This is a genomic window from Flavisolibacter ginsengisoli DSM 18119, from assembly GCF_900129295.1.
Taxonomy (GTDB): Bacteria; Bacteroidota; Bacteroidia; order Chitinophagales; family Chitinophagaceae; genus Flavisolibacter; species Flavisolibacter ginsengisoli.
The window spans coordinates 229991-242817 of record NZ_FQUU01000003.1 but is presented as its reverse complement, the minus strand read 5'-3'; the positions used below and the strand labels follow the sequence as shown (position 1 = coordinate 242817).

The 12827-nt window shown below is 40.9% G+C and carries 12 protein-coding genes; 6 read left to right on the top strand and 6 right to left on the bottom strand.

The window, feature by feature from the left end:
• Positions 1-135: 135 nt before the first annotated feature.
• Entirely contained in the window at positions 136-1131 is a 996-nt protein-coding gene (locus BUA53_RS04910; protein WP_072834135.1) for a T9SS type A sorting domain-containing protein, read from the top strand.
• A gap of 23 nt (positions 1132-1154) precedes the next feature.
• Here the strand turns inward: BUA53_RS04910 and BUA53_RS04905 are convergent, their stop codons facing one another.
• From BUA53_RS04905 to BUA53_RS04895, 3 genes are all read right to left on the bottom strand, one after another.
• Positions 1155-1499: a translation initiation factor gene (locus tag BUA53_RS04905; protein WP_072834134.1), complete on the bottom strand. Its 345-nt coding sequence runs from the start codon at positions 1497-1499 to the stop codon at positions 1155-1157.
• Positions 1500-1522: 23 nt separating this feature from the next.
• On the bottom strand, positions 1523-2383 hold the full coding sequence (gene nadC, locus BUA53_RS04900) for a carboxylating nicotinate-nucleotide diphosphorylase (RefSeq protein ID WP_072834133.1): 861 nt from the start codon (positions 2381-2383) through the stop codon (positions 1523-1525).
• Positions 2384-2515: 132 nt separating this feature from the next.
• Positions 2516-2902, bottom strand: coding sequence for a DUF4783 domain-containing protein (locus BUA53_RS04895; protein ID WP_072834132.1), 387 nt, complete (start codon positions 2900-2902; stop codon positions 2516-2518).
• Positions 2903-3030: 128 nt separating this feature from the next.
• Between BUA53_RS04895 and gpmI the strand changes: the two genes are divergently transcribed.
• The 5 genes from gpmI (at position 3031) to uvrC (ending at position 9155) form a co-directional block, all read left to right on the top strand.
• Complete coding sequence (gene gpmI / locus BUA53_RS04890) at positions 3031-4560, top strand: 2,3-bisphosphoglycerate-independent phosphoglycerate mutase (protein ID WP_072834131.1); 1530 nt, start codon at positions 3031-3033, stop codon at positions 4558-4560.
• A 176-nt stretch (positions 4561-4736) separates the two neighbouring features.
• Positions 4737-5312 (top strand): RNA polymerase sigma factor, encoded by a 576-nt coding sequence (locus tag BUA53_RS04885; RefSeq protein ID WP_072834130.1) that lies wholly within the window; start codon positions 4737-4739, stop codon positions 5310-5312.
• A gap of 24 nt (positions 5313-5336) precedes the next feature.
• Positions 5337-6653: a hypothetical protein gene (locus BUA53_RS04880; protein ID WP_072834129.1), complete on the top strand. Its 1317-nt coding sequence runs from the start codon at positions 5337-5339 to the stop codon at positions 6651-6653.
• A gap of 78 nt (positions 6654-6731) precedes the next feature.
• Positions 6732-7322, top strand: a complete 591-nt coding sequence (locus tag BUA53_RS04875) for a hypothetical protein (RefSeq protein ID WP_139256342.1) — start codon at positions 6732-6734, stop codon at positions 7320-7322.
• Between the two features lie 12 nt (positions 7323-7334).
• On the top strand, positions 7335-9155 hold the full coding sequence (uvrC, locus tag BUA53_RS04870) for an excinuclease ABC subunit UvrC (protein WP_072834127.1): 1821 nt from the start codon (positions 7335-7337) through the stop codon (positions 9153-9155).
• A 208-nt stretch (positions 9156-9363) separates the two neighbouring features.
• Here the strand turns inward: uvrC and porN are convergent, their stop codons facing one another.
• The 3 genes from porN to porL all read right to left on the bottom strand — a co-directional run bounded on the left by porN (position 9364) and on the right by porL (position 12757).
• Complete coding sequence (gene porN, locus BUA53_RS04865; protein WP_072834126.1) at positions 9364-10374, bottom strand: type IX secretion system ring subunit PorN/GldN; 1011 nt, start codon at positions 10372-10374, stop codon at positions 9364-9366.
• Between the two features lie 12 nt (positions 10375-10386).
• Positions 10387-11925, bottom strand: a complete 1539-nt coding sequence (porM, locus tag BUA53_RS04860) for a type IX secretion system motor protein PorM/GldM (protein WP_072834125.1) — start codon at positions 11923-11925, stop codon at positions 10387-10389.
• Positions 11926-11998: 73 nt separating this feature from the next.
• Entirely contained in the window at positions 11999-12757 is a 759-nt protein-coding gene (porL, locus tag BUA53_RS04855; RefSeq protein ID WP_072834124.1) for a type IX secretion system motor protein PorL/GldL, read from the bottom strand.
• Between the last annotated feature and the right edge of the window lie 70 nt (positions 12758-12827).

The window sequence follows — 12827 nt, the reverse complement described above, 5'->3', positions numbered from 1 at the left end:
CAGCACAAAATTGCTGCTGTAAAATTCTTAACGCTGACATTTATGGCAACACCATTACGAAAACTTTTCGTTACCCTTTTTATTTTCTATTCATTAAATGGCCTTGCACAAACCCACACTCCGAAATATGTGTCAATGGCTAATTTTACCAACGGTTATTATGAATACCTGCCTAAAGGGTATGATCCAAACGCCTCTCAATTATATCCTTTGATCCTTTTTCTTCATGGAGGAGGAGATATAGGGGATGGTAGCCCGGAACAACTGCCGCGTTTATTGAAAGTAGGTTTGACTAAACAAATCAATAATGGTGATTACCCAACATCCTTCACTGTAAATGGGAAGAATTTTAGTTTTATTATCATCTCTCCCCAGTTTACACAAATGCCTCCCACAGACCAGGCAGTGGCTTCAATAGAAACAATATTGAATTATATTCAGCAACATTACAAGGTAGATCCTACTCGTATATATTTGACTGGCTTGAGTAAAGGAGGAGGAAATGTATTTGATTATGTTGGATCAAATATGGCGAATGCTAAAAAAATAGCTGCCATTGTAACCTCTGCCGAAGCATCTTACCCAGATCACACTAAGGCAAGGACCATTGCTGCAGCTAATCTTCCGGTTTGGGCTACCCACAACCAGGGAGACCAGGATATCTCTGTCAATTATACTATTGATTATATCAATATGATCAATGAAGCACCTGCTCCTAACCCGCCTGCCAAAAAAACTATTTTCCCTGGTAGCGGACATGATGCCTGGACACAAACTTACTGGCAGGAATGGCGGGAGAATGGAATGAATATTTATGAATGGATGTTGCAATACCAGCGTTTGCCTGTTGTTACACCTATTCCTTCCCCTCCGGTTAATGCTATCGGTCTTACATTATCACCGGTGCCTGCAAGAGACGTGATGGAAGTAAAACTGGTTGGCCCTGAAAATGGCCAGGTAACCGCAGAAATGTACAATAGCAGCGGAGCGCTTTTACAACAATTGAACTTAAACAAACAAAGCACAACCTTACAAAAAACAGTATTTGTAAATAATTTACCCCCGGGTATATATTTTATCAAGATCCAGTTTGGCAATAGTAAGACCATCAGGTCTTTTATTAAGAACTAACATTCCTTGATTAACATACATGGCTATACTTTTTTAGACTGGGTATAGCCATTTTTTTGCAACCACTGTAATATCTTATCTCGTTGATCTCCCTGAATAATGACTTCGCCATCTTTCACTGAACCTCCAGTCCCGCAATAGTTCTTTAGCTTCTTGCCAAGGTCTTCAAGATCTTCCGCTTTTCCTATGAATGACTGCAAAATAGTTACGGTCTTTCCACCCCTGTGCTTTGTTTCAAGCCTAACCCTCAGTTTTTGCTGAGCAGGAATTAATGTTTCCTTTACTTCCTGCTCTTCGTCTTCAAAACGGAAGTTTGGATCTGTGCTGAATACAAATCCGTTCTTATCAGTTTTATTCTTTTTCGACATCGCTTTCACTTTTATAATGCAGGTCAAACAATCACCGCCTTAAGGCTGAGATCAAGACTCCTGGCCTGGTGAATCAATCCTCCTACGCTAACATAATCAACGCCGGTAGCTGCATATTCTTCTATGGTTTCAAGGTTAATACCTCCACTGGCTTCTGTTTCAAAAGCTCCTTTGACGAGTAGTAATGCTTTCTTTATATCTCCGGGTGTAAAATTATCTACCATTATCCGGTGGATCTTTCCTCTCCCAACTTCTACAGCAATAGCTACATCCTCCAGGGTTCGTGTTTCCACTTCTATCTTCAGGTCTGGCCTGTATCGCTGCACATAATCATAGGCCCTTGTAATAGCTTCCACTATGCCGCCACAGTAGTCAATATGATTATCCTTTAACATGATCATATCAAATAGCCCAAACCGGTGGTTAACCCCTCCCCCAATCCTTACAGCCTCTTTCTCCAGCAAGCGAAAGTTAGGAGTTGTCTTCCTGGTATCGAGCAAACGTGCTTTATACCCCTTCAGCTTGTCAGTATATAACCTGGTAAGGGTAGCAATGCCACTCATCCGCTGCATACAATTCAATACCAATCTTTCTAATTGCAGGATTGTATGCACCTGTGTTTCAACCTCAAAAGCCACTTCTCCTTCTTTCATTACATCCCCATCCTTTTTATTGCGGATGAAACGTGCTGTAGGTTTTTTATATTGGAATATTTTCTCTGCTATATCTACCCCAGCCAATATACCATCCTGTTTGATCTTTAGTACAGCTTTCCCTTTTACGTCCGCTGGTATGCAACAAAGAGTGGAATGATCGCCATCTCCTACATCTTCTGCTAAAGCATGATCAATAAGTTTGTGTAACTGGCTATCAAAATCTATCATACGGCAAAAATAACCCTAACAGCACCATCAGGGTTTTTTGGATTTGAATAATTATTAACCTTCGACTGATCCAGAAGTACGGACATAAAAATCCCGCTCCAGGGAAGAAGCGGGATATTAAGTTTTAAATATTTATATGGATTGAAATCTTATTTCTTTTACCAGTTGTTTACCGTTCTTGGTTTTCATAAATACTGTTGTCCGGTAACTTCCGGAACGTGTTAATAATAATCCAATACAGAACTGGCTGCCCCCATTATCACCCTTATGGGTTACAGTAAAGCCCCTTACACCATTATTGTTAAAGAAGTCCTGAAGAATAATTATAGCTTGTGCCCTACTATAACTATCGCTCTTATCAGGAAGAGAAATCTCTATATTATCATCAACATATTTAGAAAGCTCAGTAGCATTACCTGTTTTCAGGGCACCTATTACATCATCCAGTCCCGATAAATTTTTAAAGGCTGAAAGTGTAAAAAGTAAGGCTGCGCAACTAAGAGTAAAAATATATTTCATATACATCGGTTTATTCGCGCGTGCATGAACGAAAAATGTGCCATAGTTTTGGTGGCACTGTTAACATACTAAAATAAACAAAACCTTTACGTTTTAATAGCTTTGCACCATTTCATATACATTCGATTATGCCCAACAGAAAAGTTATACTAGTAATTATGGATGGATGGGGGTTAGGAAAAGCTCCTGCTGCAGATGCCATCCAACACGCCAAAGTTCCTTTTGTCAGCTCTTTATATGCCCGTTACCCTAACAGTACTTTAACAACCTGCGGGGAAGCAGTAGGCTTACCGGAAGGACAAATGGGTAATTCTGAAGTAGGTCATTTAAATCTTGGAGCCGGCCGCATCGTTTACCAGGAGTTACAACGTATCAATGTTGCCATTCGTGATGGTGAGCTTGCAGAAAACAAAGTGATGCTGGATTCTATCCTGTATGCCAAAAACAATAACAAACCACTTCACCTGCTGGGCCTTGTCAGTAATGGTGGCGTTCATTCCCACATAAACCATTTGAAGGCAATTCTTTCATTATGCAAAGAGCATGCTTTAGAGCAGGTTTTCATTCATGCCTTTACCGATGGACGTGATTGCGATCCTAAAAGCGGTTTGGAGTTTATCACTGAATTGATAGCCCATGCAGATAAAACTGTTGGTAAAATAGCTACCGTAAATGGTCGCTACTATGCAATGGACAGGGACAACCGATGGGAAAGGATAAAACTGGCCTATGATGCTATGGTAAACGGCATTGGAGAAAAATCAAATGATCCTGTTACAGCCATAACAAATTCCTATAGTGAAAACATTACGGATGAGTTCATAAAGCCAACTGTTATAACCAACACTAATGGCGAACCCCTGGCTACTATTAAAGGAAACGATGCTGTCATCTGTTTTAATTTCAGAACAGACAGGTGCAGGGAGATCACAAAGGCCCTCACTCAGGTGGACTTCCCACAATTCAATATGCATACTTTGCCATTGCACTATACGACCATGACGGAATACGATGCGACATTCAAAAACGTACATGTGATATTTGAGACCGATAATCTCAATCATACCATTGGAGAAGTAATAGAAGAAAATGGCCTGAAACAAATTCGTATCGCTGAAACAGAGAAATATCCACATGTAACCTTCTTCTTCAGTGGTGGAAGGGAAAAACCCTTTGAAGGCGAAAGCAGGATAATGTGTCAATCTCCCAAAGTGGCCACTTATGACCTGCAGCCTGAAATGAGTGCCTTTGAAGTAACTAATGCAATTGTTCCTGAAATCGAGAAAGAAGAAGCGTCATTTATATGCCTGAATTTTGCCAATGCAGATATGGTTGGTCATACAGGTATCTGGAACGCAGCTATCAAGGCTGTTGAAACAGTGGATAAATGCGTAGAAAAAGTAGTTACAGCTGCTCTGCAACATGGTTATACCGTGTTCCTGACAGCGGACCATGGTAATGCAGATTATATGATCAATGAGGATGGAACACCAAATACAGCGCATACGCTTAACCTGGTACCCTTCTTTATCATTGACAAGGAATGGAAAGGACACATTCAACCAGGAAAACTTGGAGACCTGGCACCTACAATTTTGACAATGATGGGATTACCCATTCCAAAAGAAATGACAGGTAATGTACTTATTGAAAGCTAACCCGCTGGGGAGAATGGCTCGTCCAGCGTATTTCTTAAAGGTCAATAATTAAAAAAATAGTTTCAATAACCAATTCAAGGTGGCTCAATGCCACCTTTATTTTTACAAGAAACGGACATTGGGTGCAGCATTTCAACAAAAAAATTGTCTAAATTACAGGCAACCAAAGTAAAAGTATGACCGAGGAAGCCATATTGCAAGGTTGTTTAAAAAACAATGCTGCAGCTCAAAAAGCACTCTATGAAAAGTTTAGTGCTAAGATGCTGGTGGTTTGTTATCGTTATGCTCATAATCGCGAAGATGCAGAAGACATGTTACAGGAAGGGATGATAAAAGTATTCTCACAGATCCATACGTTTGAAAGCAGAGGAGCACTGGAAGGATGGATCAGGAGGATCATTGTCCATACCTGTATCAATACACTTAAGAAGAACAAACGATTTAATGACAGTGTTGATCTCATTCACGCCAGCAGCTTACAAGTAAGGGAAGAAAGTATCCCATCCATTATCCAGGCAAAAGAAGTAGTTGAATGTATCAGGATGTTGCCTATTGGTTACCGAACAGTCTTGAACCTGTATGCCATTGAAGGATTTTCCCATAAAGAAATTTCCGGAATGCTGGATATAGAAGAAAGTACCAGTCGTAGCCAGTACACCAGGGCAAAAGCCATGTTAGAAGACGTATTGATCAGGAAGAATATATTATATAAACCAAAGGAGGAGCCCCTAATTGCTGCTACCGCCCGATAACCCATCCGTAAACCTGGACTGATTATGAAGAAAAATTTTACACCTGAAAACTTTGAAGATTTCCTTCGTCAAAGTGCCGATGGATTGCGTATGCGACCCTCGGTACAAGTATGGAAAGGAGTCTCCAGCCATCTGAATAAAAGACGAAGAAGGTTTGAATTTATTATTGGGGCTTTCATCATTGCTGTTTCTACTTTCGGGTATTTTATAATTGAACAACCTGGTTCTGTTACTACGCCATCCCCATCCGGAACTATAAAATCTTCTGCCAGCCAGGAAAATTTCGCCATAGTTAACAAAGGCATCCATACAACAGCCACTTACAGTCAAAATACAATTGCGGCATCAAATAATAAGAACGTTAGTACTTCTCATACAAATACTGTTGTAAGCACTTCGCCGGTTACAAATAATGAAATGGAAGCCCAACAATTGGGTGCCATCAACCCCACAGAATTCTCGCCAACTATAATAGATAGTTACTTTGAAAATAATTCTGATACCCAGGCTCCTGAAACAGCTCAGGATAACAAGCCAGGAGTTAAATACCCACTGACCATTGAAAGTGTTACCAACTCCTTCAAACCGTTTAAGCTGAAGAAAAAGGTCGGTTTCCAGTTTTACTTTACACCTACTGTCAGCTACCGTAAATTGGGAGAGAACAAATCATTCCTTCGTTCCCAGCCCGTTACCAATCCAAATTATACACCTGCGCTTATCTATGATGTAAATACAGTGGTCACTCACAAGCCCAATATTGGCTTTGAGTTGGGTATGGCAGCCAAATATCCTTTAACAAGAAACCTGAAGTTATTAGGAGGCCTGCAGTTCAATGTGAACCGCTATGATATTAAAGCATATACTTCCTTTACTTCCTCTGTAGCTACTATAATGTTTAATGGAAGAACCAATAACAGGCCTGATTCTTTAAATACCTATTCCAGGTATAGCAATAGCACTACAGGGTATAAGTCTGACTGGCTTCAAAATTATTATATACAGATCGCCGCCCCCTTTGGAGTTGAGATGAAATTAAGCGGCAATGACAAGGTGCAGTTTGGCGTGGCCACTACTGTACAACCCACCTATGTTTTGGGTGACAGGGCATTTATGATCTCTACAGACTATAAAAGCTATGTTGAGGTACCCCAATTGGTACGTCGCTGGAATGTCAATACTTCGCTGGAAACTTTTGTTGGATACTCCACCGGCAAGCTTAACTGGCAGGTGGGTCCCCAGGTGCGCTATCAACTCCTCTCCAGTTTCATTAACAAATATCCTGTAAAGGAGAATCTGTTTGACTTTGGACTAAAAGTAGGGGTTTCTTTGAATAACCAATAGATCACTACACTAATTGCTTTCAATAACCCTGCAACAAGTTTGCAGGGTTTTCGTTTTATAGCATTGTATTTTTACCCCATGAATAGAATGCTGTTTATCCTTGGTTCCATCATATTCTTTACAGGATGCAAGAACAAACCTTCACAGGAAGAAAAAGATGCCAGCTTTTTTCCAGTAGTTTCATTTATCAAAGGACAGGTGAAAAATATAGACACTTCCCTGTACCGGATTGTTAAGGTAGAAACTATAGATACCACCAGGAGCACCACCTACATTAAAAGAGAAGACTTCGGGAAATATGCAAAAGACTTTTTAGAATTACCAGACATTTCCTCCTCAAAATGGAAAGATGATTACCAGGAAACAAAAGTATTTGATGATGCCCTGAATAAGGTCATACTGAGCTATACAACCACGGTTGAAGACAACCCGGTGAGGAGAGAAGATGTAATGTTAAATCCTACCAATGAATCAGGCAATAGCGAGGTACAAAATATAATTATCAATACTTTAGAACAGTCAAAAGATTCGTCAGTAGAAAAAAATATGGTCTGGTATGCCGGCAAAAGGTTTACCATCATTACAAAGATCCAGAAAGCCAATAAACTAGAAAAAATAAAGAAACTCGAGGTCATCTGGAATGATTTTTCAGATCAGACTAATATGTAGCAGATATAGATAATGACGCAGACAGAATTTCAAAATATAGCACCCACGCTCCCTTCCTACCCGGGCATTTATAAATATTACGACAGTTCAAATGAACTCCTGTATGTAGGGAAAGCAAAGAACATCCGCAAAAGAGTTAGTTCTTATTTCAATAAGACTTTAGGTAGTTATAAGACACATGAACTGGTAAAACGCATCAGGAAGATTGAATTTACCATTGTCAATTCTGAGCAGGATGCCTTTCTTCTCGAAAACTCTCTTATCAAGCAATTTCAGCCACTTTTCAATATCAACCTGAAGGACGATAAGACTTATCCTTATATCGTCATTAAGAACGAACCCTTTCCAAGGGTTTACCTTACCAGGCAGAAAATTGAAGACGGATCCCAATATTTTGGTCCATATACCTCTGTTAACAAGGTCAGGGAGCTCCTGAATTTTATTAAACAGACCATTCCCTTGCGCACCTGCCCACTTAACCTTACCCAAAAAAATATTGAGAAGGGCAAGTTCAAGGTTTGCCTGGAGTTTCACCTTGGCAATTGTAAAGGGCCTTGCGAAGCCCGCCAGTCAGAACAGGATTACATGGAGAATATTGGGCAGATCAAGAATATATTAAGAGGGAAATTAAGCCTGGTGGTACAGCACTTCAAAAATGAAATGAAAAGCCATGTTGACTCAATGGAGTTTGAAAAAGCAGAAAATGCCCGTAAAAAGATCCAGTATCTTGAAAATTACCAGTCACGCTCCATAGTTATGAATACCTCGTTGGGTGATGTAGACGTCTTCTCTATTCAAAAAGAAGCTGAGATAGCCTATGTCAATTACCTGATGGTCCAGGGAGGTAGCATTATACAGACTAACACCATTAAGGTGGAAAGCCATCTTGATGAAACACTTGAGGAAGTATTAGAGTTTGCCATAGCACAATTAAGATCCATTTTTAACAGTGAAGCCAAAGAGATCGTTGTGCCATTTGCCATAGAATATCCTGAACCTGGCGTCCTTGTCACTATTCCAAAAGGAGGCGACAAAAAAAAGCTGGTGGAGTTATCAGAAAAGAACGTCCAGTATTTTATTGATAGTCTCAGGGCCAAGGAACGCATGCTGCTAGGTGTAAAAGATGCTGACCGGTATAATGTACTGCTTCAAATTAAAGATGATCTCCAGCTACCAGGCGTACCTGTACATATAGAATGCTTTGATAACTCCAACTTCCAGGGTAGCTACCCCGTTTCTGCAATGGTATGCTTTAGAAATGGAGAACCCAGTAAAAAAGATTACCGTCTTTTCAATGTTAAGACTGTAGAAGGCATTAACGACTTTGCCACCATGAAGGAAGCCGTTTACAGGCGATATAAAAGGCTTAAAACAGAAGGTGATCCCTTTCCCCAGCTCGTAATCATTGATGGCGGAAAAGGCCAACTGGCCTCAGCTTACGAGGCCATTGAAGAATTGGAACTCGAAGGCAAAATGACCCTTGTGGGCCTGGCAAAAAATGAAGAAGAATTGTTTTTCGTGGGTGATAAGGAATCATTGAAACTTCCATATGATAGTGCCAGTCATAAATTAATCCGCCGTATCAGGGATGAAGTACACCGGTTTGGTGTCAATTTTCACAGGCAGAAAAGAAGTAAGGGAACTTTCAAAAACTCTCTACAGGAAATTAAAGGTATTGGTAGTAGCACAGCTAACCTTCTTTTAAAAACCTTTCGGTCAGTGAATAATATCAGGCAGCAACCAGAAGATGAATTAGCTAAAATAGTGGGGATTTCTAAAGCGAAGATCGTTAAAGAATTTTTCAACCAGGAAGACTCAATTAAGCCATATTAGATCAAAGGGCTAAAAAAATAAAGGGGCCGGAATGGAAATTCAGCCCCGTTTTTAAAATCCAATATCCTATGAAAAACCGAGATAAAAATACTACTATTTACCACATTTCCTACAGGTAGTTCCCACATTTTTTAAAAATATTTTTACTCTTGTACAGGCATAAAAAAATCCCACCGAAGTGGGATTGTTTTTTATGTTGCAACTTTGATTAATAAGACCAGAGGTCTTGCTCATAGTTGAATATGCGTTCTTTAATATTATCGCCTTCCAATAAAGCCAGGATTGGATCTTTTATCATTTGACGTATAACCTTGTTTCCAGGATTATCTAAAGTTGACTTGGTAATATAGCTGCTGAACATGCGGCTTTCAAAAAGCTCTTCCCATGTCATACGGCCATAACCAAGGTTCTTTGGATTGTATACTTCGTATTTAGCTAATGTCTTACGAAGGTCTGGATAGTAAACCCAGAACATAACTTCGTTTTGTGTGCTGTTACCCCTTTGGATGGTCTTAACAGGAGCTATACCCAGTATACGTACAAACAATCGGCTGGCTTCACGGTCAAATACCCACTCTTCTTTGATACGCAGCTTTGTAATAGCCTTAGGATCAAAGCTTTCCTGCGATACTACCCATTTAACGATCTTGTTGGGATCATTAGGGTCTCTTACAGCATTGGTATCAAGTGGTCCACCTGAAGTTAAATTGCCCATTTCAGCCTCTGCCAACGGTGTGGTAAAGCGATCATCTGAGAATGCAACCACGCTATCCTTTTTGATGGCATTCATCAGTATGTCAAAGAACATCTGGCTTCCATTATCATCTTCCGCTTCAAAACGGAATGGCTGGTTCATTTTTTCCCTCAGGTCAAGCTCGCGCCAAACCTTTTCGGAATATAAGGCATCATCCCAACGCAGGTTCTCATATGGCAATGGTGTCCGCTCATTGATAAAGCTTTTATCTACAGCTCCATCCGGACGAAGAGATTTCTTAACCACTCCGTTGGTATTACTGGTAGAATCGCGTTCAATGGGAATATTTCCATAAGGATTATATCCTGAAGGGGGCTTTACATCCTGGGTTTGTTCTGTTTGCTGTACGCCCTGGGTTGCTGGCGCATTGGCCGCTCTCTTCCGGCTGGCGCGCTGTGCATCAGCATTCATAAACATCAATCCCAGTACTAGCGAGAAGCAAACCTTTATCATATGGTTTTTCATCTTCAACCTGTTTTATTTAATATAATATACTAACGAAGGCAACTTCCTTGACCTGCCATCAGGACCAGTAGCGCGGATACCATCTACAGTAACCAACCTTCCTGGTTTTACCAGCCTGCTGATCATGCTTTGGGCTTTACCATTCCAGGTATTTCCGGTGCAATCTGCTGTTTCCACATCTCCTTCATCATTATCAATAGTGATGGAGAAACTGGTAACGCCATATTTTAAGTCAAAAGGAAAGTCTTTAATGTAAGCACCTACACCCGCCTGGGCTTTAAAGGCACCGGCATTGATGTTATCACCTGAAGCATAACCACCAATGGTAGCTACCGGATCAGGAATGGTACGAACACGGAATTGTGAAACACCAGCCACTTTTCCATCAACGGAAACCGTGATCTTGGCATCATCAGTAACACTGTTCACACGAACAACATACTTACCAGCTCCAACGCGGTTGATAGAACCACCACCACCGCTGATGCCTACCTGCACTTTGTCATCACCACCACCGCTGGCAGCGATCGTTACAGGGTTGTCAACACCGATATACAGTACGTTCATTTTATCAAGAGCGATAGAAGCATTAGCCTGACCAACAGTGTATTCAATAGTTTTATCAATGACCTGCTCTTTACCTTCCTGGTCTTTGTATACAATATGAACTGGTATGGTATGTTTACCAATACCACCACCGGCTAATTTCAAACGTGCTGCTCCATCCTGGTCAAGAGGGGCACCTTGTCCGGCTATGGAAATTTGCGGTAAGGCAGCCTTACTGAAAGCTCCCACACCTGCAGTGATCTCTATTTCCTGGCCAGGCATCAGGTAGTTAGTGCTTTGTCCCACGATAGCTCCGAAGCTGTCGTACCGGACTGTTACTTTACCCACCTGCTCGTGGCAAAAAGCCACTACCCTGTTCTCAGATGTTTTAACGTCGTTTTGAAACTTGATCAGCATAGTAACTGCAGCAACTGTAGGTACCATGTGAAAGTAAGCCTGCTCCCAGGTTTTGTTTCCTTTATCCTGTGTAGGAGGCACATTCAGGTCAATTTGCAATGAGTTGTCAAACTCTTTGGCGATCAACGGATCGATGGCCAAAAGGTCTTTTTTATACTTAGCTAAACGATCATGCAGGTCCTTACCTTTCTTTTCTTCTACCATGATGCGGGTAGCAATATCAAGGTTGTCCTGTTTGAAAGAAGAATCTCCGTTCTTTACGGGATCAAATTCAGCAGCTTTCATGATCTCACCCTTCAGGCTCTCAATATACGTGTTCATGTCCTTTGTCAGGGCAACAGCAGCTTGAGCTTTTGGCAACCAGATCTCGGCTTTAGGCCTTGATTCAGGTTGAGACATTTTATCCTGGAGCGACCCTATGATCGTTTCAGTAGAGTGATTGATCGTATTATTAGTATTGGTTAAACTACGATTTACGGTTTTAAAGGCATTCAGGATCTCCGCTGACACGTTCAGGGCTAACAGGGCTGTTAGCACCAAATACATCAGGTTGATCATCTTTTGCCGTGGCTCTTTAGGTAGAGACATATAGGTTCAATTATTTAGTCGCTTAAAGAATGGTTTTTCGGTTGGTTTATATAACGTGTATACTGGTCGGATATTATCTTCCCTGCATAGCACTCAGCATATTGCCATAGATATTGTTCAGCCTACCTAAATTGTTACCTAATGTAGAAACCTGTTCCTGAACTTTTTTAGCATCATCGGCTGTTCCAATCATTACGTTGGAAGCTTCAGCCAATTTACCATAGAACTGGTTCAGGGCTTTCAGGTGATTGTTGCTCTCCTGTAATTCCAGTTCATAGATTGTATTCAAAGAAGACAGGTTCTTTGTTAACACCTGGATCTGGTCGTGGAAGATCCTTGCACCATCAGAAGCAGCATTGAAAGCGCCTACCGAATTAGCGGCATTTACATAAGCGTCTTTAACGCTGCCTAATGCCTGTGTCACTTCTCTTGTTTTTTGTGTATAATCACCAGTTGCTGCTACTACATCAGTGATATCATTCATATTGCTGATGGTAGTGTTCAGTTTTTTAAATCCTTCACCAAGACGGTTAAGGTTTGTTGGTGTAATATCTGCTGCCAGCATGGCCTTATCTAAAGATCCTAATACATCACCAGGAGCTGCGGCTGCCACTGCATGACCGGCATGTTCATCAACTGCAGGATAACGTAAATACAGGATACCATAAACAAGGAATACCAGGGCTTCCGTGGTTAAACCTATTTTCAACCAGATATCAGCATCTGGAGAGTGAAGGATCTTTCTTAATGCACCCCAGATTACTACTGCGGCTGCGATAGATACGAATACGTCTACGATTTTACTTACTTTAGGAGGAATAGCTGCTGCCATAAGACATTGTTTTTTAAAGAATGGTTGGTTATATTTTTTCGGTACAAATAGAAACAGGGTAAAGGAGGTC

Bases quoted from the DNA above. Each gene is read 5' to 3' on its own strand.
- BUA53_RS04875 (WP_139256342.1), top strand. From the start codon at position 6,732: ATGAATAGAATGCTGTTTATCCTTGGTTCCATCATATTCTTTACAGGA.
- uvrC (WP_072834127.1), top strand. From the start codon at position 7,335: ATGACGCAGACAGAATTTCAAAATATAGCACCCACGCTCCCTTCCTAC.
- nadC (WP_072834133.1), bottom strand. From the start codon at position 2,383: ATGATAGATTTTGATAGCCAGTTACACAAACTTATTGATCATGCTTTA.
- BUA53_RS04910 (WP_072834135.1), top strand. From the start codon at position 136: ATGGCTAATTTTACCAACGGTTATTATGAATACCTGCCTAAAGGGTAT.
- porL (WP_072834124.1), bottom strand. From the start codon at position 12,757: ATGGCAGCAGCTATTCCTCCTAAAGTAAGTAAAATCGTAGACGTATTC.
- BUA53_RS04880 (WP_072834129.1), top strand. From the start codon at position 5,337: ATGAAGAAAAATTTTACACCTGAAAACTTTGAAGATTTCCTTCGTCAA.
- porN (WP_072834126.1), bottom strand. From the start codon at position 10,374: ATGAAAAACCATATGATAAAGGTTTGCTTCTCGCTAGTACTGGGATTG.
- porM (WP_072834125.1), bottom strand. From the start codon at position 11,925: ATGTCTCTACCTAAAGAGCCACGGCAAAAGATGATCAACCTGATGTAT.
- BUA53_RS04885 (WP_072834130.1), top strand. From the start codon at position 4,737: ATGACCGAGGAAGCCATATTGCAAGGTTGTTTAAAAAACAATGCTGCA.
- BUA53_RS04905 (WP_072834134.1), bottom strand. From the start codon at position 1,499: ATGTCGAAAAAGAATAAAACTGATAAGAACGGATTTGTATTCAGCACA.
- BUA53_RS04895 (WP_072834132.1), bottom strand. From the start codon at position 2,902: ATGAAATATATTTTTACTCTTAGTTGCGCAGCCTTACTTTTTACACTT.
- gpmI (WP_072834131.1), top strand. From the start codon at position 3,031: ATGCCCAACAGAAAAGTTATACTAGTAATTATGGATGGATGGGGGTTA.